Annotated in this window: 19 protein-coding genes; 18 read left to right on the top strand and 1 reads right to left on the bottom strand. The window is 65.1% G+C overall.

The window, feature by feature from the left end:
• The first annotated feature begins 88 nt into the window (after positions 1-88).
• The 12 genes from tsaB to trmB all read left to right on the top strand — a co-directional run bounded on the left by tsaB (position 89) and on the right by trmB (position 11064).
• Positions 89-784, top strand: a complete 696-nt coding sequence (gene tsaB / locus AC630_RS29290) for a tRNA (adenosine(37)-N6)-threonylcarbamoyltransferase complex dimerization subunit type 1 TsaB (protein ID WP_074121919.1) — start codon at positions 89-91, stop codon at positions 782-784.
• Positions 781-1266 (top strand): ribosomal protein S18-alanine N-acetyltransferase, encoded by a 486-nt coding sequence (gene rimI, locus AC630_RS29285; RefSeq protein ID WP_074121918.1) that lies wholly within the window; start codon positions 781-783, stop codon positions 1264-1266. The genes tsaB and rimI overlap by 4 nt, the downstream gene beginning before the upstream one ends.
• Positions 1267-1303: 37 nt before the next feature.
• Positions 1304-1759 (top strand): Fur family transcriptional regulator, encoded by a 456-nt coding sequence (locus AC630_RS29280; RefSeq protein ID WP_074121917.1) that lies wholly within the window; start codon positions 1304-1306, stop codon positions 1757-1759.
• A gap of 80 nt (positions 1760-1839) precedes the next feature.
• On the top strand, positions 1840-2520 hold the full coding sequence (locus AC630_RS29275) for an HAD family hydrolase (protein ID WP_074121916.1): 681 nt from the start codon (positions 1840-1842) through the stop codon (positions 2518-2520).
• 202 nt (positions 2521-2722) lie between these two features.
• Entirely contained in the window at positions 2723-4120 is a 1398-nt protein-coding gene (miaB, locus tag AC630_RS29270; RefSeq protein WP_074121915.1) for a tRNA (N6-isopentenyl adenosine(37)-C2)-methylthiotransferase MiaB, read from the top strand.
• Positions 4121-4184: 64 nt separating this feature from the next.
• Positions 4185-5180, top strand: a complete 996-nt coding sequence (locus AC630_RS29265; RefSeq protein WP_074121914.1) for a PhoH family protein — start codon at positions 4185-4187, stop codon at positions 5178-5180.
• Between the two features lie 80 nt (positions 5181-5260).
• On the top strand, positions 5261-5749 hold the full coding sequence (gene ybeY, locus AC630_RS29260; RefSeq protein WP_245330551.1) for an rRNA maturation RNase YbeY: 489 nt from the start codon (positions 5261-5263) through the stop codon (positions 5747-5749).
• 1 nt (position 5750) lies between these two features.
• Complete coding sequence (locus AC630_RS29255; RefSeq protein ID WP_074121949.1) at positions 5751-6869, top strand: hemolysin family protein; 1119 nt, start codon at positions 5751-5753, stop codon at positions 6867-6869.
• Positions 6866-8479, top strand: a complete 1614-nt coding sequence (gene lnt, locus AC630_RS29250; protein ID WP_074121912.1) for an apolipoprotein N-acyltransferase — start codon at positions 6866-6868, stop codon at positions 8477-8479. The genes AC630_RS29255 and lnt overlap by 4 nt, the downstream gene beginning before the upstream one ends.
• 221 nt (positions 8480-8700) lie before the next feature.
• Entirely contained in the window at positions 8701-9114 is a 414-nt protein-coding gene (locus tag AC630_RS29245) for a helix-turn-helix domain-containing protein (protein WP_074121911.1), read from the top strand.
• Between the two features lie 85 nt (positions 9115-9199).
• Entirely contained in the window at positions 9200-10357 is a 1158-nt protein-coding gene (locus AC630_RS29240) for a M20 family metallopeptidase (protein ID WP_074121910.1), read from the top strand.
• The gene (trmB, locus tag AC630_RS29235) at positions 10354-11064 is read left to right on the top strand and encodes a tRNA (guanosine(46)-N7)-methyltransferase TrmB (protein ID WP_074121909.1); all 711 of its coding nucleotides are present in this window, start codon (positions 10354-10356) and stop codon (positions 11062-11064) included. The genes AC630_RS29240 and trmB overlap by 4 nt, the downstream gene beginning before the upstream one ends.
• A gap of 106 nt (positions 11065-11170) precedes the next feature.
• Here trmB and AC630_RS29230 read toward each other — a convergent pair whose 3' ends face one another.
• Entirely contained in the window at positions 11171-12253 is a 1083-nt protein-coding gene (locus AC630_RS29230) for a DUF2336 domain-containing protein (RefSeq protein ID WP_074121908.1), read from the bottom strand.
• Positions 12254-12614: 361 nt separating this feature from the next.
• On the opposite strand from AC630_RS29230, the gene rimP reads away from it, so the two are divergent.
• From rimP to truB, 6 genes are all read left to right on the top strand, one after another.
• A complete protein-coding gene (gene rimP / locus AC630_RS29225; protein WP_074121907.1) occupies positions 12615-13370 on the top strand; it encodes a ribosome maturation factor RimP in 756 nt (251 codons plus the stop codon).
• A 2-nt stretch (positions 13371-13372) separates the two neighbouring features.
• Positions 13373-14983, top strand: a complete 1611-nt coding sequence (gene nusA / locus AC630_RS29220) for a transcription termination factor NusA (RefSeq protein ID WP_074121906.1) — start codon at positions 13373-13375, stop codon at positions 14981-14983.
• A gap of 23 nt (positions 14984-15006) precedes the next feature.
• Positions 15007-15690: an RNA-binding protein gene (locus AC630_RS29215; RefSeq protein ID WP_074121905.1), complete on the top strand. Its 684-nt coding sequence runs from the start codon at positions 15007-15009 to the stop codon at positions 15688-15690.
• A 70-nt stretch (positions 15691-15760) separates the two neighbouring features.
• Entirely contained in the window at positions 15761-18463 is a 2703-nt protein-coding gene (gene infB / locus AC630_RS29210; protein WP_074121904.1) for a translation initiation factor IF-2, read from the top strand.
• Between the two features lie 156 nt (positions 18464-18619).
• A complete protein-coding gene (gene rbfA / locus AC630_RS29205) occupies positions 18620-19051 on the top strand; it encodes a 30S ribosome-binding factor RbfA (RefSeq protein WP_074121903.1) in 432 nt (143 codons plus the stop codon).
• On the top strand, positions 19048-20166 hold the full coding sequence (gene truB / locus AC630_RS29200; protein WP_074121902.1) for a tRNA pseudouridine(55) synthase TruB: 1119 nt from the start codon (positions 19048-19050) through the stop codon (positions 20164-20166). Before rbfA ends, truB begins: the two co-directional genes overlap by 4 nt.

Here is a 20166-nt window from a genome sequence, read left to right as displayed (position 1 = left end):
AAAGGTCGATTTGTCGCGTTCCGCGCGAGTTGTGCAGTGAGCGAACTTGCTCTGGTTCAGGCTGCCCGGAACCGACTAGATTGCCGCCATGCTGATCCTTGCCATTGATACCGCGCTGGAGGCGTGCGCGGCCGCCGTTCTCGACACCGACGCCGGTGAGCTGCTTGCGCAGGAATCGCAGCTGATGAAGCGCGGCCATGCCGAGGCGCTGATGCCGATGATCGCTCGCGTCATGCAGTCGGCCGATCTCGCCTTCACCTCGCTCGACCGCATCGCGGTCACCGTCGGCCCCGGAAGTTTCACTGGCCTGCGCGTGGGCATCTCGGCGGCGCGCGGCCTTGCGCTCGCAGCGAAGCGGCCCGCTGTCGGCCTGACCACCTTGTCGGCCTATGCCGCCAGCATCGTCGGCAGGACCGGAACGGCGCCGGTGATCTCGGCGATCGATGCGCGGCATGACCATGTCTATTTCCAGATCGTGGCGGGTGACGGCAGCGAACTGGTGCGGCCGAGGGTCGCTCCCATCGACGAGGCGATCGCGGCCTCGCAATTCGGAGCGCCGCATCTGGTCGGCAATGCCGCGAATATCCTTGCCGAGCGCTGGCCGAAAGACGCGCCACAGCCAGTCGCCGTCGACGCGCAACCTGCGCCCGACATCGGCTGGGTCGCGTGGCTTGGCGCTGCGGCCGATCCCGACGCCACGCCGGCGCGACCGTTCTATCTGCGCGCGCCCGATGCAAAGCCGGCCGCACAGCCGCCGCTCGCAGCACGAGCCGCAACCTCATGATGAAATGGTTTTCGGAATGGTGGCGCGGCGGCACGGCCGCCGTCGAGCCCGCTTCCGCACGCGACGCCGCGCGGCTCGCGCAGCTTCACGGCGAATCCTTCGCGCGCGGCTGGGGTGAAGGCGAGTTCGAGGGCATGATCGGCGAGCGCAATACGCTCGTGCATCGGCTGCGCCTCGGCCGCAGGACGATCGGCTTCGCCGTGTCGCGGATCGGCGCTGACGAAGCGGAAATCCTTTCGATCGCGGTCGACCGAGCCCATCGCGGCCGCGGCCTCTCCCGCACGCTGCTGATGACCCATCTCGGCCACCTCGCAGGACGTGGCGTCCGCACAATATTTCTTGAAGTCGAGGAAAATAACCAGCCGGCGCGACAGCTTTACGACCGGAGCGGATTCATGGTGGTCGGGCGCCGCGAACGCTACTATAAGCAGCCGAACGGGGAACAATTGAACGCCCTTCTGATGCGACGTGACTTGTCGTAACATTGATGGCAGAAAGCGCCCCGCAGGCAGACAACCCATGACCGCACTGAAACCTTCTTCTGTATCCAAGGCGTCCGGCATCGAGGCGCGCTGTGCCGCAACCGGCATGCGCATGACCGAGCAGCGGCGCGTCATCGCCCGCGTGCTTGCGGAAGCGGTCGATCATCCCGATGTCGAGGAGCTGTACCGGCGCTGCGTTGCCGTCGACGACAAGATCTCGATCTCGACCGTGTATCGTACCGTCAAGCTGTTCGAGGATGCCGGCATCATCGAGCGCCATGATTTCCGCGAGGGCCGCGCGCGCTACGAGCAAATGCGCGACAGCCACCACGACCACCTCATCAATCTGCGCGACGGCAAGGTGATCGAGTTCACCTCCGAGGAGATCGAGAAGCTCCAGGCGGAGATCGCCCGCAAGCTCGGCTACAAGCTGGTCGACCATCGGCTCGAGCTCTATTGCGTCCCGCTCGACGACGACAAGCCGACGTCTTAATTGGGCATGATCTCCGCGCAAACGCGTTCCGCGTTGGTCGCGCGGGAAAACCGCTCGACACTTGTCCGGATCATGCCTTAGTGCCCATCGATCTCATCATCTTCGATTGCGACGGCGTGCTCGTTGACAGCGAGGTCATCTCCTGTCGCGCGCATGCCGAAGTGCTGACGCGGCACGGCTATCCGATCACCTCGGAGCAGGTGTTCGAGCGCTTCCTCGGGCGCTCGACGCGGCAGGCCAATTTGGAGATCGAGACCGAGCTCGGCCGCAAGCTGCCCGAGGCCTATCACGGCGATTTGCAGGACGAGCTGTTCCGCTCGTTCGAAGCCGACCTCGAAGCGATCCGCGGCATCCGTGATGTGCTTGATGCCGTCACGCAAGCGGTCTGCGTCGCCTCGAGCGGTTCGCATCCGCGCATGCGCGTGAGCCTCGGAAGCACCGGTCTTTATGACCGCCTCGCGCCGAATATCTTCTCGGCCTCGCAGGTGAAGCACGGCAAGCCGGCGCCGGACCTGTTCCTGTTCGCCGCCAAGGAAATGGACGTGCCGCCGGAACGCTGCGTCGTGATCGAGGACAGCCTCGCCGGCATCGCCGGCGCGCGGGCGGCCGGGATGACCGTGTTCGGCTTTTACGGGGGCAGCCATTGCGGGGATGGCCATGCCGAGACCCTGCGCCAGGCCGGGGCCGACCTGACCTTTACCGACATGCATCAATTGCCGGAGCTGGTCCGCCGGGTCGGCGCGGACGCCCTGGCGGGCTAGCCATTGCCGTCATTTCGGGGCGATGAGTAGCATCGAACTATGGTGCGCACTCGCGCACCTGAGAATCTCGCGCTAAAACCTCTGGATTCCGGGTTCGCTCGCGCTGCGAGCGCCCCGGAATGACCGTCTGGGTCCCATTCGCTGGATTTTCGCCCCTCCAGCCTATATCTGGGGGCCGTCTTTCACCTCAATTCCGGGTTCCATGAAGCCGCCGCGCAAGCTGCACATCAAATCATATGGCTGCCAGATGAACGTCTACGATGCCCAGCGCATGGTGGACACGCTGGCTCCGGAAGGATTCGTGGAGACGGCCAGCGCCGAGGACGCCGACCTCGTCATCCTCAACACCTGCCATATCCGCGAGAAGGCATCGGAAAAGGTTTATTCCGAGCTCGGCCGGCTCCGAGTTGCCAAGGACGAGGCCGCGCGCGAGGGCCGCGCCATGCAGATCGCGGTCGCAGGGTGCGTGGCGCAGGCCGAAGGCGAGGAGATCGTGCGCCGTGCGCCCGTTGTCGACGTCGTCGTCGGCCCGCAGAGCTATCATCATTTGCCGGAGCTGCTGAAGCGCGCCGGCGACGAAGGCCGCGCGATCGAGACCGAATTTCCCGCGGCAGACAAGTTCGGCTTCCTCGCCCAGCCCAGGCCCGACGCGATCCGCGCGCGCGGCATTTCCGCTTTCGTCACGGTGCAGGAAGGCTGCGACAAGTTCTGCACCTTCTGCGTCGTCCCCTACACGCGCGGCGCCGAAGTCTCGCGCCCGGTGGCGAAGATCGTCGACGACGTGAAACGGCTTGCCGACAACGGCGTGCGCGAGCTCACGCTGATCGGACAGAACGTCAACGCCTATCACGGCGACGGACCGGACGGGACAACCTGGCCGCTCGGCAAGCTGCTCGAACATCTGGCGAAGATCCCCGGTATCGCGCGGCTGCGCTATTCGACCAGCCATCCTCGTGACGTCGATGACAGTTTGATTGCAGCCCATCGCGATCTCGGTGCCCTGATGCCGTTCGTGCACCTGCCGGTGCAGTCGGGCTCGGACCGGATTCTCGCCGCCATGAACCGCAAACATACCGCCGATGATTATCGGCGTGTCATCGACCGTTTCCGGGCCGCGCGCCAAGACATTGCTTTTTCATCGGATTTTATCGTCGGCTTCCCCGGCGAGTGCGAGCAAGATTTTCTCGCCACCCTCGCGCTTGTCACGCAAATCGGCTACGCTGCGGCCTATTCGTTCAAATACTCCGCCCGGCCGGGAACGCCGGCAGCGGACATGCAGGAGACGGTGTCCCCCGCCGAGATGGACCAGCGATTGGAGCGGCTCCAGGAACTGATCGACAGCCAGCAATCGGCCTTCAACAAGGCCGCGATTGGCTCAACGGTCGACGTGCTGTTCGAGCGTCCGGCCCGCAAGGAGGGTCAGATCGTCGGCCGCACCGCATTCCTCCAGCCCGCGCATGTGATGGCCTCGCCCGACATCATCGGACAGATCCTGCCGGTGCGGATCGACAGCCTCGAGCGCTACAGCTTTCTCGGTGAGCTCGTGACACCGCGCACCGCGCGCGAGCCCGCTTTATCGTCAATCGCCACTGGAGCCTGAACCCTTGCCAAAAAGCGCATCGGATTCGTCTTCTTTCGCTCCCAGCCGCAAATTTGACCGCGACATGCAAGTTCCGCCCGAGACCCAGGTCGTCATCGACTTCGACGACAACCGCGCCGTTTCCGCGCTGGTCGGCCCTTACGGCCAGAATCTCGCGCAGATCGAGCGGCGGCTCGGCGTGATCGTCGACTCCAAGGGCAACCACATCACGATCGGCGGCACGCGCGACGGCTGCGATGCCGCGCGCCGCGTGCTGGAGACGCTCTACGCCCAGGCGGTGAAGGGCCAGGACCTCGACCAGGGCGAGGTCGAAGGCGCGATCCGCGCCGTGATCGCGCAGGGCTCGCTGTTCGAGTTCGACGCGAAGTCGGCGAAATCCACCTTCGACAGCATCAATTTGCGCAAGCGTCCGGTGCGCGCACGCACGGCCGCGCAGGACTCCTACATCCGCGCACTGAAGCGCCACGAGCTGGTGTTCGGCATCGGCCCGGCCGGCACCGGCAAGACCTGGCTCGCGGTCGCGCATGCCGCGCAACTGTTCGAGCGCAAGGAAGTCGACAAGATCATCCTGTCGCGCCCGGCGGTGGAAGCCGGCGAGCGGCTCGGCTTTTTGCCCGGCGATCTCCGCGAGAAGGTGGATCCGTACCTGCGCCCGATCTACGACGCGCTCTACGACCTCATGGACGCGCGCATCGTCGAGCGCGCGCTGCAGACCGGCGAGATCGAGATCGCGCCGCTCGCCTTCATGCGCGGCCGCACGCTCACCAATGCCGCCATCATCCTGGACGAGGCGCAGAACACGACATCGATGCAGATGAAGATGTTCCTGACCCGTCTCGGCGAGAACAGCCGCATGATCGTGACCGGCGATCCCTCGCAGATCGACCTGCCGAACGGCCAGACCTCGGGCCTGGCAGAGGCGACCCGCCTCCTGAGCGGTGTCGAAGGCATTGCGCAAGTTCATTTCAAAGCCGAGGACGTGATCCGCCACGAGCTCGTGGCGCGGATCGTCGCCGCCTACGAAGGTTCGCCGCAGCGGCCCGCCACCGGTAAATCCTGACGAGACAACAGCCGGACCTATGGGCGCCGACTCGGCGCCCTTCCGTCCCAGACAACACAATGTCACACCCCAATCTTCCCATGACCGAGATCCTCGTCGTCGCCGATTGCTGGCAGCGCGAGCCTGAAGCCGAAGCCGTGATCCAGCGCGCCGTTGCGGCCGCTGCCGAGACTGTCGACGAAGACGTCGCAGAGGCGGAAGTCGCCGTCATGCTGACCGACGATGCCGGCATCCGTACCCTCAACAGCAACTGGCGCGGCATCGACAAGCCGACCAACGTGTTGTCGTTTCCCGCGCTCCAGCCGGAGGGTGAATGGAAGCCGGGCGACGCGCCGCGCATGCTCGGCGATATCGCGATCGCCTATGAGACCATGCGGCGCGAGGCGGACGAGGAACAGAAGCCGTTCGATCATCATTTGAGTCATCTCGCCGTGCATGGGTTCCTGCACCTGATCGGTTACGATCACGAGAACGACGACGACGCGGAGGAGATGGAAGCGCTGGAGACGCAGATCCTGGCCGATCTCGGCATTCCCGACCCCTATGCAGACCGCCCGGGGACGCACTGAGATGCCGGATTCCGAACCTACCCACGACAATCCGCGCAACACGGCGAATTTGCCGGCCGTGGTGACGCCCGGCGAGGTCATGCGCCCGACCGCGGAAGGCTGGCTGCTGCGCGCCATCCGCACGCTGTTCGGCTGGAAGGCAGGCTCGGTACGCGACGACCTCCAGGTCGTGCTCGACGCCACGACGCCGGATGACACCGGCTTCTCCGCCGTCGAGCGCACCATGCTGCGCAACATCCTCGGCCTGCACGAGCGCCGCATCGCCGACGTCATGGTGCATCGCGCCGACATCATCGCGGTCAAGCGCGACATCCCGCTCGGCGAATTGATGGACCGCTTCGAGAGCGCGGGCCATTCGCGCCTCGTCGTCTACAACGAGACGCTCGACGATCCCGTCGGCATCGTCCACATCCGCGACCTGCTTGCCTTCATGACCGCGCGTGCGCGCGTGTCGGAAGCCGCCAAGACCAAGCGCAGGAAGCCGCTGCCGGCCGGGCTCGACCTGCGGGCGGTCGACCTCGCGCTGCCGCTGGAGGATGCGCGCATCATCCGCAAGCTGCTTTACGTGCCGCCATCGATGCGCGCGATCGACCTGCTCGCGCAGATGCAGGCCACGCGCATTCACCTGGCGCTGGTGGTCGACGAATATGGCGGCAGCGACGGACTGGTCTCGCTCGAGGACATCGTCGAGCAGATCGTCGGCGAGATCGACGACGAGCATGACAGCGACGAGCCGCCCTCGATCGTACGCCTGCCCGACAACGCCTTCATTGCCGATGCCCGCGCCAGCCTGGACGATGTCCGTACGGTGATCGGCGAGGACTTCGTCACCGGCGAGGCCGGCGAGGAGGTGGAGACGTTGGGTGGCTATCTCGTCAGCTTCGTCGGCCGCCTGCCGGTGCGCGGCGAGGTGATCTCGGGCCCCGGCAATTACGAGGTCGAGGTGCTCGACGCCGATCCGCGCCGCGTCAAGCGGCTGCGCATCTCGACGCGGAAGGAGCGTCCCGCGCCACGCACCCAGCGCGAGAGCCGGCGCCGCGACGCCACGCCGGAGAGCGGTCAACCGCCTTCCAGCGACACGCCCAGCCCGCCGCCAAGCGACGGGGCCGGCCCGCAGTGAGCCCGTTCCAGCGATTTCGGCAGATCGCCCTCGCCATCATCCTCGCCTGGGGATGGAAGCGCGCGCTGATCGCCATGGCGGCCGGGGCGCTCTCGGTGCTGGCGCTGGCTCCGTTCAACGCCTTCCCGGTGCTGTTCATCACGTTCCCGGTGCTGGTCTGGCTGATCGACGGCGCCGGCGGGGGACGTTTTGGCGGCATCCCCGCCGCGGCTCTGACCGGCTACTGGTTCGGGCTCGGCTATTTCGTCCCCGGCCTCTACTGGATCGGCTATGCCTTCTTCGTCGACGCCGATGTGTTCGCCTGGCTGACACCCTTCGCCGTGCTGGGCCTGCCGGCCTATCTTTCCATCTTCACGGCGATCGGCTTCGCGCTCGCCCGCCTGCTCTGGACCAAGAACGCCACGCGCGTGCTCGCGCTCGCAGCAAGCCTCACCATCAGCGAATGGCTGCGCGGTCACGCGCTGACCGGCTTTCCCTGGAACGCATTGGGCTATGCGTTGTCCGAGCCGCTGGCGCTGGCGCAGACAGCGTCGCTGGTCGGCCTGTGGGGCATGACATTCCTGACGGTTACGATCTTCGCGAGCCCTGCGACGCTGATCGACCGCACGCCCGATCGCGGCCCGGCGTGGCGCGTGCCGGCCGCAGCAGTCGCGCTCCTGATTGTCATGAGCATCTTCGGCGCGATCCGCCTGTCGCTGCATCCGACCACGATGGTCGCAGGCGCCAAGCTGCGCCTGATGCAGCCGAACCTCGAGCAGGACGCGAAATTCAACTACGCCGCCAAGGCACAGGTGATGAAGAAATACCTGGCCTTGTCGGACCGCGCCTCCGGACCGCAATCGACCGGCGTGCGCGATGCCACCATCCTGATCTGGCCGGAATCCGCCTTTCCGTTTTTCCTGACCCGCGAAGCCGACGCGATGGCGCAGATCGCAGAGCTCCTGCCGAAGGGCACGGTGCTGATCACGGGTTCGGTCCGCGCGCCCGACCTACCGCCCGGCACGCCGGTCACGCGCGCCTATAATTCGATCTATGCGATCGATCACGACGGCAGCGTGCTCGCGGTCTACGACAAGCTGCACCTCGTGCCGTTCGGCGAATTTCTGCCCTACCAGAACCTGATGGAGAAGCTCGGTTTCGAGCAGCTGACGCGCATGCGCGGCGGCTTTATTCCCGGTACCGTGCGGCATGCGCTGCCGGTGCCGGGCGCGCCGCCCGCGCTGCCGCTGATCTGCTACGAGGCAATCTTTCCCGGCGAGGTGGCTGGACGCAACGAACGTCCGGGCTGGATCGTGAATCTCACCAATGACGGCTGGTTCGGCATCTCGACCGGCCCTTTTCAGCATCTGGAGCAGGCGCGGATGCGCGCGATCGAGCTCGGATTGCCGCTGGTCCGCTCCGCCAATACCGGCGTCTCCGCGGTGATAGATCCGGTGGGGCGAACCGTTGCCAGCCTCGGTCTCGGAATCGAAGGCATTTTGGATTCAAACCTGCCCGCCGCAATCTCGCCCACCATCTATGCGCGAGTTGGTGACATCCCCGCAGCCATGCTGGTCGCACTGGCTGTGATTCTGGCGGTACGGCGGCGTGTTGCCAAACGGTACCCCTGATCGCTCGGTCCTTGCCGAAATGGCCGGAAACCTTTGACAATCGCAGCCCCCCGGTTGACAGATTGCAGGCGGCCTCCCCATTCTGCACCGGCTGCAAAAGACAGTGGGCGTTGCTGAATTTCTCCGCAATGTTTCCCCAATCAGAGTGAAGTTTGACGTCGCTGACACCTCAGGCAGTTGATTCGATTGCGCCGAAGGGTGGTGTTTGGAGGGCTGAGGAAATGTCGAAAGCGCCCAACCCTGTTGACAAGTATGTCGGCAGTCGCGTGCGCATGCGCCGCATCATGTTGGGCATGAGTCAGGAAAAGCTCGGTGAAGCCTTGGGCCTGACGTTCCAGCAGATCCAGAAGTACGAGAAGGGCACCAACCGGGTTGGCGCGAGCCGCATCCAGCAGATTGCCGAGATTCTCCAGGTGCCGGTGTCGTTCCTGTTCGAGGGCGGACCAAGCGGCACGCCTGGCCCCGACGGCTTCAGCGAAGGCGCCTCGCCGTCCTACGTCTCGGACTTCCTCGCCACGTCTGAAGGTCTCGCCTTGACCAAGGCGTTCACGCGAATCACTGATTCAAAGATGCGCCGCTCGATCGTCGATCTCGTCGAGCAGATTGCGGCCCGCGAAGGCCCCGACAAGCGCTGACGCGGCCTCTCAATCCGATTTGAGACTGCGTCAAATCTGGCCTATGTCGTCATTTGTGGCCGCGCCTTGATGCGCGCTCTCTGAGATGATGCGGTTCAAAGGCACAGATGCGTCCATGACCAAATCCAATTGGTTCGATTCTCAAACTATTCTCGATGGCATCCGCCGCTGGGTGGAGATCGAGACGCCGACGGACACTCCGGAACAGGTCAACAAGCTGGTCTCGATGGTTGCGGATCACTATCGCGATCTGCCTGTCACGCTCGAACGCGTCGCCGGCGTCGACGGCTGCGGCGATCATCTCATCGCGCGTTCCACCTGGGGCCAGGATCGGCCGGGTATCCTGGTGCTAAGTCATCTCGATACCGTTCATCCCATGGGATTCATCGAGCGCCTGCCGTTCAAGGTCGAGGGCGACAGCGCGTTCGGCCCCGGCATCTACGACATGAAGGGCGGGGCCTACATCGCCCACCACGCTTTTCGCGCGCTTTGCGCCACGGCCGATCGTTCGCCGCTCGGCATCACCCACATGTTCACCTCCGACGAGGAGATCGGCAGTCCCACCTCGCGCACCTTGATCGAGAAGGAGGGGCGCGAGGCCAAATACGTGCTGGTGACGGAGCCGGCGCGCGAGGGCGGCAAGATCGTCACCGGACGCAAGGGCGTCGGACGCTTCCAGGTATTCATCAAGGGTGTGCCCGCGCATGCCGGCACAAGGCCCGAAGACGGCCGCAGCGCAGTCCGCGAGCTCGCCAACGTCATCCAGGCCCTGGAAGGGATGAACGACCTGAAGCGCGGCGTCACCGTCAATGTCGGTGTTGTGCGCGGCGGCACCCGTGCCAACGTGACGCCGGAAGAGGCCTATGCCGAGATCGATCTGCGCGTGCCGGGCCTCAAAGACGCGGACGAATTCGTCGGCAAGATTCTCGGGCTGAAATCGAAGACGGACGGCGTCACCGTTAAGGTCACGGGCGAGCTCAATCGTCCGCCTTACGAGAAGAACAATTCCGGCGCCTCGCTGTACGAGCATGCCAGGACGCTCGCCGCGGAGATCGGCTTCGAGCTGATCGATACTCACACCGGCGGCGGCTCGGACGGCAATTTCACGGCGGCCCATACCGGCACGCTCGACGGGCTCGGCGTCGACGGCAAGGGGGCGCACACCCATTATGAGCAGCTCTATGTCTCGTCGCTCGAACCGCGCGCGCGGCTGCTCTATCGCCTGTATCAGACGCTGCAATGAACGAGCGCAAATCAGACCCCGATCGCGATGACAGCGAGCGCGCCTTCTTCGGGCGTCGCAAGGGCCACAAGCTCAGGCAGCATCAGGCCGAGCTGATCGATCATCTGCTGCCGCATCTTGCGCTCGACATCGCGAGCGAGGCGCCCGCGAAGGCGAGCGAGATCTTCGATCCCGCGGCGAACGACCTGCGGCTCGAGATCGGCTTCGGCGGCGGCGAGCATCTTGCGGCGGAGGCTCAAACCTTCTCCACGACCGGCTTCATCGGCTGCGAGCCCTATGTCAACGGCATGGCGAAGATCCTCGCGCAGATCGAGACCGCCAACATCGGCAACATCCGCCTGTTTGCTGGCGATGCGGCCGAGCTGCTGGCCTGGCTGCCGAAGGCCTCGCTGTCGCGGATCGACCTGATCCATCCCGATCCCTGGCCGAAACGCCGGCACTGGAAGCGGCGCTTCGTCCAGGACAGGACGATCGCAGCGATGGCGCGCGTGCTGAGGCCGGGCGGTGAATTCCGTTTCGTCTGCGACATCGACGATTACTGCGCCTGGACGCTGTCGCATCTTGCGCGCTCGCCGGATTTCGCCTGGCTCGCGGAACGCGCTGACGATTTCCGGCAGCCGTGGGCGGGCTACACCATGACGCGCTACGGCCGGAAGGCCGCGCGCGAGGGCCGCAAGGCGGCGTATCTGCGGTTCAGGCGGAAATGACCGTCGTTCCGGGGCGCGCAAAGCGCGACCGCATTTGCGCACCTGAGAACCTCGAGATTCCGGGTTCGATGCTTCGCATCGCCCCGGAATGACCGGCAAGAGAATCTCAGATCGTCTGCCGGTTGCGCCAGAAATTCACGACGCGCTCGGCGGTCGTCGGCATGAGGCGCGTGAAGTTCATGCGCGCGGCCTCGATGTCGGCATCGGCCGGCGTGCGATGCGGACCGTACCACAGCAGGATGAGCTCGCGCACCGTGGGCCAGCCGAGATTCAGCGCGCGCCCCAGGATCAGTATCGGATCGTAGCGGTCGCCCGCGATCAGACGGTCGAGGATCGAGACGCGGACGCCGGTCATCGTCGCAAGCGAAGCGATCGATTCCTCGTATTTGTGCGCCTTGGCGAAGCCGAGCAGTGCACTCTCGCCGAGATGCCCCCCGTGAAGCAAGGAAAGCACCGTGCGCTGTGCCGCCGAGAAATCGCGTCGCGGCCCCGGCGGCAGAGCAGCCTCCTCGATCGACGCCATGGCGCGCTTGATTTCGACCTGGCGCACGGGATTGACCACGCTGGAGAGGCGGCGCCGAATGACGTCGAGCGTGCCGTCGAGAAGCTGTTTCAGGTGCTCGCCGGAGAGATCGTTGCGCTGGCCGATCTTGAGCGTCAGCACGCCGTCCTGCGCCGCGCGCTTGATCAGCTCGGAATAGCTGGCCGGTGAGAACACCGCACCGGCATTGCCCGCGGCGCGACGCACCACGTCGCGATCGCCGCGCTCGACGAGCACGTCGGTGATGACGGCCGACAAGGCGGGGCGTTCCGTCATCGCCAGCAGATGACCCTGACCCTTCAGCCGCGCGATCTCGACCAGGGCAGCCTCGTCGAGCACGGGCGAGCGGCGCAGCACGGGGCCCGCCACCATGATCTCGTTTTCGCGGGCGAGCTGACTGACCAGATGCCGCGGCGCATTGTTCAGCTCCGAGAAGCGCTCTGCGAGATCGACGCGCGAGGCGAGCTCGGCATGCGGGACGAGATCGATCAGGAGATCGTCGAAGAGATCGATGAGCTCGGGACGGAGCCTGGCGGAATCCCGGAAGAACAATTCGGCGATAGCGCGCGCGATCTCGCCGCGACGCCGGGGGTCACCGCGTTTGACGATATCGTCCAATCCGGGAATGAGCGACGTGGCAACGGTCATGAAACGCAACTCGAACAGGGCACGCCGCGGGTGCGCCCTTGGTCCAAGCCGCCCCACAATCACGCAATTTAGGCCTGGTTGATGAAGGAAGCGTTGCGCGGAAGGCAGCAGACCGGACGCAAAAAGCCTCGTCTCCCCTGCGATGGGTCTTGTCCGGAAGAGTGGAAAGGGCTATATCAGCGCCAATTCATCTTCTCATACGATCCGCGTAGTGAGAGTGGGCCCGAAAGGACCCGCTCTTTTTTTATTACCTGAACGCGGCTTGGCGGAAGATGCCGGCCCGACCATCTGTCGGGAGAGTTCTGAAGCGGGCTTTGCAGTCGTAACCAAGCCTTAACCATCGAGCGCCTTGACCCTGGATATGACCGAACCGAACACTGGTTCCACGGATGCCGAACTGCTGGCCGAGCCGAGGCTCGTGGTCGAGCCGGGCGTCGCGGCACGGGTCTCCGCGGTTGCGGGTCCTGTGCTGCAGGGCATGGGCTACCGTCTGGTGCGTATCCGCATTTCCGGGGAAGCCGGCTGCACCGTGCAGATCATGGCTGAGCGGCCGGACGGATCCATGCAGATCGAGGATTGCGAAGCGATTTCCCGGGCGCTGTCGCCCGTGCTCGATGTCGCCGATCCCATTGATCGCGCTTATCGGCTGGAAATCTCCTCGCCGGGGATCGACCGCCCCCTGGTGCGACGCTCCGATTTCGAGCGCTATTCCGGGCATCTGGTGAAGGTCGAGATGGCCGTCGCCCATGAGGGCCGGAAGCGGTTCCGCGGCACCATCGGTGCTGTCGAAGGCGACCGCGTGCATCTGCATCGCGACGACGTCAAGGCGGGCGACGATCCCGACGTTCTCCTGACCATGGAGGATATCGGCGAGGCACGGCTGGTGCTGACCGACGAGCTGATCGCGGAGTCGATGCGCCGCGGCAAGGCCGAGGCGCGCGAGATGCGCCGCAATCTCGGCCTGGAGCCGCCACAGGCGCCGCACGCGAAAATCAGCGAACAGACGACCAATAACACCAAGCCGAAAAAGAAGCCTGCACCGAAGAACACCAAGCAACATCGCCTGGCCGCCGAACGCGCGCGGCGTGGCGAGATCGAGCCTGACGAAGGAGACTAGCCATGGCAGTCAGCGCCAATCGACTTGAATTGCTGCAGATCGCCGATGCCGTTGCGCGCGAGAAATCGATCGACCGTGGCATCGTCATCGCCGCGATGGAGGACGCCATCGCCAAGGCGGCGCGCGCACGCTACGGCAGCGAGACTGACGTCCATGCCGAGATCGACCCGAAGAAGGGCGAGCTGCGGTTGTCGCGCCACATGCTGGTCGTCGACAAGGTCGAGAACCATTCCAACCAGATCTCGCTGGTGGACGCGCAGCGCGCCAATCCCGGCGCGCAGGTCGGCGACACCATCGCCGACACGCTGCCGCCGCTGGAATATGGCCGCATTGCCGCGCAATCGGCCAAGCAGGTGATCGTGCAGAAGGTGCGCGAGGCCGAGCGTGACCGGCAATACCAGGAATTCAAGGACCGCATCGGCGACATCGTCAACGGCGTCGTCAAGCGCGTCGAATATGGCAGCGTGATTGTCGATCTCGGCCGTGGCGAGGCCATCATCCGCCGTGACGAGATGCTGCCGCGCGAAGTGTTCCGCAACGGCGACCGCGTCCGCGCCTACATCTTCGACGTCCGCCGCGAGACCCGCGGCCCGCAGATCTTCCTCTCCCGCACCCATCCGCAGTTCATGGCGAAGCTGTTCGCGCAGGAAGTGCCGGAAATCTATGACGGCATCGTCGAGATCAAGGCGGTGGCCCGCGATCCCGGCTCGCGCGCGAAAATCGGCGTGATTTCCCGCGATTCCTCGGTCGATCCGGTCGGCGCCTGCGTCGGTATGCGAGGCTCGCGCGTGCAGGCGGTGGTGAACGAATTGCAGGGCGAGAAGATCGACATCATTCCCTGGTCGCCCGACATCGCGACCTTCGTGGTCAACGCGCTGGCGCCGGCCGAAGTCTCGAAGGTTGTCATCGACGAAGACCGCGAGCGCATCGAGGTCGTCGTGCCCGACACCAACAACCAGCTCTCGCTGGCGATCGGCCGCCGCGGCCAGAACGTACGTCTGGCCTCGCAGCTCACCGGCTGGGACATCGACATCCTGACCGAGCAGGAGGAATCGGAGCGCCGCCAGGCCGACTTCGAGAACTCCACCCGCGTCTTCATGGAATCGCTCAACGTCGACGAAGTGGTCGGCCAGTTGCTGGCGTCCGAAGGCTTCACCTCGGTCGAGGAACTCGCCATGGTGGACGTCAAGGAACTCGCCGGCATCGAGGGCTTCGACGAGGAGACCGCGCAGGAACTCCAGAACCGCGCCCGCGAATATCTCGAGCAGCAGGAAGCCGAGCTCGAGGCCAAGCGCAAGGAACTCGGCGTCGAGGACGCCCTCAAGGACGTGCCCGGCGTCACCTCCAAGATGCTGGTGAAGTTCGGCGAGAACGACATCAAGACGGTCGACGACCTCGCCGGCTGCGCCACCGACGACCTGGTCGGCTGGACCGAACGCAAGGAAGGCGGCGAGCAGACCAAATATCCGGGTGCTCTCGACGGGATCGACATCTCCCGTGACGATGCTGAAGCGATGATCATGCAGGCCCGCGTCAAGGCCGGCTGGATCACCGAGGCCGATCTCGCCAAGCCCGCTGAAGAGGCAGAGGCGACCGAAGATCAGCCGGTTTAAGGGCTAAGGAGGATGTCGCCCGGATGCTCGCCAGCATTGACCCCGAACTCGACCATGGGCCGCGGACCGAAAGGTCCGCGACCATGCGGATGTGCGCGGTCAGTCGTGAGGTCCGGCCGATCGACGAACTGATCCGCTTCGTCATTTCGCCCCAGAACGACGTAGTTCCCGATCTCAAGCGCAAGCTGCCCGGACGCGGCATGTGGATCACCGCCTCGCGAAAGGCGGTTGCGGAAGCCGTTCGGCGTCACCAATTTAACAAAGCCTTCAAGCGCGAGCTGCGCATTCCCCAGACGCTTCCCGCCGACGTCGAGGCGCTCCTGGTCCGGAGCGTGACCGAAGCTCTTGGGATTGCCGCGAAAGCTGGCCAGGTCGTGGCCGGCTTCGGCAAGGTCGAGAGCGCCCTGAGGGAAGGCACGGTCGAGGTCCTGATCCATGCCAGCGACGGGGCCGCGGACGGAATCCGCAAATTGGACGTGTTGGCGCATCAAAATGACGGAAATCGTGGCGCCAAGCCGCAGATTCCCGTCGTCACCGCACTGAAATCGATAGAATTGGATTTGGCACTGACCCGGTCAAATGTGATACATGCTGCCCTGCTCGCCGGCCCGGCGAGCAAGTCATTCCTGTCACGTAGCCAGATGCTGGTCCGATACCGGATGGCGGACGATGACAAGACTGCCGAAAAGCACGGCCAGGATTTCTGAAGACAACGACGAACCGATGTGACGGTGCGGCAACGCACAACGACAACAAGATCAGGATTAGGACTGCTGAATGGTTGATACCAAGACCCCTGGCGACAAGAAGCTGAGCGTTCCGAGCAAGACGCTATCGCTCAAGCCGCGCGTCGAAACGGGCACTGTGCGCCAGAGCTTCAGCCATGGCCGGAGCAAGCAGGTCGTGGTCGAGAAGCGCGGCAAGCGCCGCATCGACGGCAGCCCCGAGCCGCAGGCCGAGATTGCGAAGCCGGCACCGGCTGCGCCCGCTCCGTCGCGTCGGGCTCCGCCGCCGGCCCAGCCGCGCAACTCCGGATCCGGCGTGGTGCTCCGCACGCTGACCGAGGACGAACGTTCTGCCCGCGCCAGCGCGCTGGCCGATGCCAAAGTGCGCGAGGTCGAAGAGCGCCGCCAGGCCGAGGAAGAGGCCCAGCGCCGCGCTGTCCGCGAGGCCGCCGAACGCGCCGAGCGCGAAGCCGCCGAAGCCCGCCGCAAGGCCGAGGAAGAGCGCCATCGCCACGAGGAAGAAGCCAAGCGGAAGGCCGAGACCGAAGCCAAGAAGCGTTTTGGCGAAGGCGAGCAGCCGGCATCGGCCCCGCGCCCTGCTACCGTTGCCCCGGCCGCTCCTGCGCCGCGGCCCGGAGCGCCCGCGGCGCGGCCCGGAACCACCACGACCGCACGCCCGGGAACAACGACAGCACGGCCCGGAACGACCACGCAGCGGCCGGCTGGCCCGGCGGGTCGCGCGCCCGCAGTCGCAGCCGGACCGGACGAGGACGAGGGTCCGCGCCAGATCCGTCGAGGCCCCGGCGGCGCCGCGCGTCCCGCACCGCCCCCCAAGACCACTCACAAGCCCGGCCCGCAGAAGGAGCGCGGCCGCCTGACCGTCGTCACCGCGTTCAATGCCGACGACGTGCGCGAGCGTTCGATCGCCTCGTTCCGCCGCCGCACCCAGCGCCTGAAGGGTCACGCCTCGAACGAGCCGAAGGAAAAGCTCATCCGCGAGGTGATCATTCCGGAAGCGATCACCATCCAGGAACTCGCCAACCGCATGTCCGAGCGCGCGGTCGACGTCATCCGCATGCTGATGAAGCAGGGCGCGATGCACAAGATCACCGACGTGATCGACGCCGACACCGCGCAGCTCATTGCCGAAGAACTGGGCCACACCGTCAAGCGCGTCGCCGCGTCGGACGTCGAAGAAGGCCTGTTCGACCAGGTCGACGATTCCAGCGACACCGAGACGCGCTCGCCTGTCGTAACCGTGATGGGCCATGTCGACCACGGCAAGACCTCGCTGCTCGACGCGCTTCGTCATGCCAATGTGGTCTCCGGCGAAGCCGGCGGCATCACCCAGCATATCGGCGCCTATCAGGTGCTGTCGCCCGAGAGCGGCAAGAAGATCACCTTCATCGACACGCCCGGCCACGCTGCGTTCACCGCGATGCGCGCCCGCGGCGCCAAGGTCACCGACATCGTCGTACTGGTGGTTGCGGCCGATGACGGCGTGATGCCGCAGACGGTCGAAGCCATCAACCACGCCAAGGCGGCGCGCGTTCCGATCATCGTTGCCATCAACAAGATCGACAAGCCCGACGCCAAGCCCGAGCGCGTGCGCACCGAGCTGCTCCAGCATGAGGTGCAGGTGGAATCCTTCGGCGGCGAAGTCGTCGACGTCGAGGTGTCCGCCAAGAACAAGACCAATCTCGACAAGCTGCTCGAGATGATCGCGCTCCAGGCCGAACTGCTCGACCTGAAGACCAATTCGGAGCGTCCGGCTGAAGGCACCGTGATCGAGGCCAAGCTCGACCGCGGCCGCGGTCCGGTCGCGACCGTGCTGGTCCAGCGCGGCACGCTCCGTGTCGGTGACATCATCGTCGCCGGCGCCGAGATGGGCCGCGTCCGCGCGCTGATCTCGGATCAGGGCGAGACGGTGCAGGAGGCAGGTCCATCGGTGCCGGTCGAGGTGCTCGGCTTCAACGGTCCGCCGGAAGCCGGCGATCGTCTCGCCGTGGTCGAGAACGAAGCCCGCGCCCGTCAGGTCACCAGCTACCGCGCGCACCAGAAGCGCGAGAACGCGGCAGCCTCGATCTCCGGCATGCGCGGCTCGCTCGAGCAGATGATGTCGCAGTTGAAGACGGCGGGCCGCAAGGAATTCCCGCTGATCATCAAGGCCGACGTGCAGGGCTCGCTGGAGGCGATCCTCGGCTCGCTGGAGAAGCTCGGTACCGACGAAGTCGCTGCCCGCATCCTGCATGCCGGCGTCGGCGGCATCTCGGAATCGGACGTGACGCTCGCGGAAGGCTTCAATGCCGCGATCATCGGCTTCTCGGTTCGAGCCAACAAGGAAGCGGCCGCAGCCGCCAAGCGCAACGGCATCGAAATCCGCTACTACAACATCATCTACGACCTCGTGGACGACGTGAAGAAGGCGATGAGCGGCCTGCTCGCGCCGACCTTGCGCGAAACCATGCTGGGCAATGCCGCGATCCTGGAGATCTTCAACATCTCCAAGGTCGGCAAGGTCGCCGGCTGCCGCGTCACCGACGGCACCGTGGAACGCGGCGCCAATGTGCGCCTGATCCGCGACAACGTTGTCGTGCACGAAGGCAAGCTGTCGACGCTGAAGCGCTTCAAGGACGAAGTGAAGGAAGTCCAGGCCGGCCAGGAATGCGGCATGGCCTTCGAGAACTATCACGACATGCGTGCCGGTGACGTGATCGAGTGTTATCGCGTGGAGACGATCCAGCGCTCCCTGTAAGTCCAAATCTTACCGAAGCGCCCGGGTCTTTTTGAACTGAAATTGCGGGAGTGCGATGGCCGGATTTTTCCCGGCCATCCGCGCCTCATTCGTTTCAACAGGACAAATGACAATGCTCGTGTCCCAAACGCGGGCACGACGAGGTGATTTTCGACCATGCCACGCCACCATCAGAAGAAGAGTTCCGCACCCGGAGGCTCGCAACGTCAGTTGCGCGTCGGTGAGCAGGTTCGCCACGCGATGGCCGAGATTCTGGCGCAAGGCAATGTGCATGATGCGAACCTCGAAGGTCACATCATCACCGTGCCGGAGGTACGGATGTCGCCCGACCTGAAACTCGCAACAGTTTACGTGATGCCGCTCGGTGGCCGCGACACCGAGACCGTCATCGCTGCGCTCGATCGCAACAAGAAATTCCTGCGCGGCGAAGTCGCGCGGCGCGTTAACCTGAAATTTGCACCTGACCTTCGCTTCCGCGTCGACGAACGATTCGACGAAGCGGAACGGATCGAGAAGCTTTTGCGAACACCTGCGGTGCAGAAGGACCTGGAACAGGATCCGGATTCGGATCGGGAAGAAGAACAATGACGATGGACCCGGCTCACGGCACGATCGGCGGCGAACAGGCCGATCAGCGCGACGTGCAGAAAAATAATTTTGCGGATTTGGGAGGCAATTCTCAACCGCACCAGGAGCCGCGCCGCGTCAACAACGACCCGCGCGCCAGGCAGCAGAAAGGCAACCAGCCGCGCCGCGACCGGCGTGACGTCCATGGCTGGGTCGTGCTCGACAAGCCGATCGGCATGACCTCGACACAGGCCGTCGCGGTGCTCAAGCGCCTGTTCAACGCCAAGCGCGCTGGTCATGCCGGCACGCTCGACCCGCTCGCTTCCGGCGGCCTGCCGATCGCGCTCGGCGAAGCCACCAAGACGGTTCCTTTCGTCATGGACGGCCGCAAGCGCTACCAGTTCACCGTGTGCTGGGGCGAGGAGCGCGACACCGACGATATCGAGGGCCGGGTGACCGCGACCTCCGACCAGCGCCCGACCCGGGAGGCCATCCTGGCCCTCCTGCCCCGTTTTACGGGGGTGATTGAGCAGATCCCGCCGCGCTATTCCGCGATCAAGGTCCAGGGCGAACGCGCCTATGACCTCGCCCGCGACGGCGAGGTCGTGGAACTGGCACCCCGCCCGGTCGAAATTCACCAATTATCCCTTGTGGATCAACCAGATAACGACCGGGCCGTGTTCGAGGCCGAGTGCGGCAAGGGGACCTATGTCCGCGCGCTCGCCCGCGATATGGGCCGGATTCTCGGCACTTACGGCCATATCTGCGCGCTGCGGCGGACCCTGGTCGGCCCATTTGGCGAGAACGACATGATTCCGCTGGATCAGTTGGAGGCTTTGTGCGATAGAGCCGCGTCCGGCGAGGGCAGCCTCGCCGACGCGCTTTTGCCCGTTGAGACCGCGCTGGACGACATCCCGGCACTGGCCGTCACTCGGGCTGATGCGGCAAGGCTCCATCGGGGCCAGGCCGTTTTGTTGCGCGGACGGGATGCGCCCACTTGTAGCGGCACAGTCTATGTCACGGTGGCAGGCCGGCTTCTCGCGCTTGCTGAAGTTGGCAATGGCGAAATCATCCCCAAGCGTGTGTTCAACCTGACCGGCCTGACTGCCAGCCCCGGTCGCAACGAGAGAAATTGA

Origin of the sequence: Bradyrhizobium sp. AS23.2, assembly GCF_001908185.1 — a bacterium.
GTDB lineage: Bacteria > Pseudomonadota > Alphaproteobacteria > Rhizobiales > Xanthobacteraceae > Bradyrhizobium.
The sequence above is the reverse complement of the archived record's forward strand: the minus strand, read 5'-3'. Positions and strand labels throughout refer to the sequence as shown.

Coding starts and splice junctions, on each gene's coding strand:
- tsaB (WP_074121919.1), top strand. CDS start 89: ATGCTGATCCTTGCCATTGATACCGCGCTGGAGGCGTGCGCGGCCGCC.
- rimI (WP_074121918.1), top strand. CDS start 781: ATGATGAAATGGTTTTCGGAATGGTGGCGCGGCGGCACGGCCGCCGTC.
- AC630_RS29280 (WP_074121917.1), top strand. CDS start 1,304: ATGACCGCACTGAAACCTTCTTCTGTATCCAAGGCGTCCGGCATCGAG.
- miaB (WP_074121915.1), top strand. CDS start 2,723: ATGAAGCCGCCGCGCAAGCTGCACATCAAATCATATGGCTGCCAGATG.
- AC630_RS29265 (WP_074121914.1), top strand. CDS start 4,185: ATGCAAGTTCCGCCCGAGACCCAGGTCGTCATCGACTTCGACGACAAC.
- ybeY (WP_245330551.1), top strand. CDS start 5,261: ATGACCGAGATCCTCGTCGTCGCCGATTGCTGGCAGCGCGAGCCTGAA.
- AC630_RS29255 (WP_074121949.1), top strand. CDS start 5,751: ATGCCGGATTCCGAACCTACCCACGACAATCCGCGCAACACGGCGAAT.
- AC630_RS29245 (WP_074121911.1), top strand. CDS start 8,701: ATGTCGAAAGCGCCCAACCCTGTTGACAAGTATGTCGGCAGTCGCGTG.
- AC630_RS29240 (WP_074121910.1), top strand. CDS start 9,200: ATGATGCGGTTCAAAGGCACAGATGCGTCCATGACCAAATCCAATTGG.
- trmB (WP_074121909.1), top strand. CDS start 10,354: ATGAACGAGCGCAAATCAGACCCCGATCGCGATGACAGCGAGCGCGCC.
- AC630_RS29230 (WP_074121908.1), bottom strand. CDS start 12,253: ATGACCGTTGCCACGTCGCTCATTCCCGGATTGGACGATATCGTCAAA.
- rimP (WP_074121907.1), top strand. CDS start 12,615: ATGACCGAACCGAACACTGGTTCCACGGATGCCGAACTGCTGGCCGAG.
- nusA (WP_074121906.1), top strand. CDS start 13,373: ATGGCAGTCAGCGCCAATCGACTTGAATTGCTGCAGATCGCCGATGCC.
- AC630_RS29215 (WP_074121905.1), top strand. CDS start 15,007: ATGCTCGCCAGCATTGACCCCGAACTCGACCATGGGCCGCGGACCGAA.
- infB (WP_074121904.1), top strand. CDS start 15,761: ATGGTTGATACCAAGACCCCTGGCGACAAGAAGCTGAGCGTTCCGAGC.
- rbfA (WP_074121903.1), top strand. CDS start 18,620: ATGCCACGCCACCATCAGAAGAAGAGTTCCGCACCCGGAGGCTCGCAA.
- truB (WP_074121902.1), top strand. CDS start 19,048: ATGACGATGGACCCGGCTCACGGCACGATCGGCGGCGAACAGGCCGAT.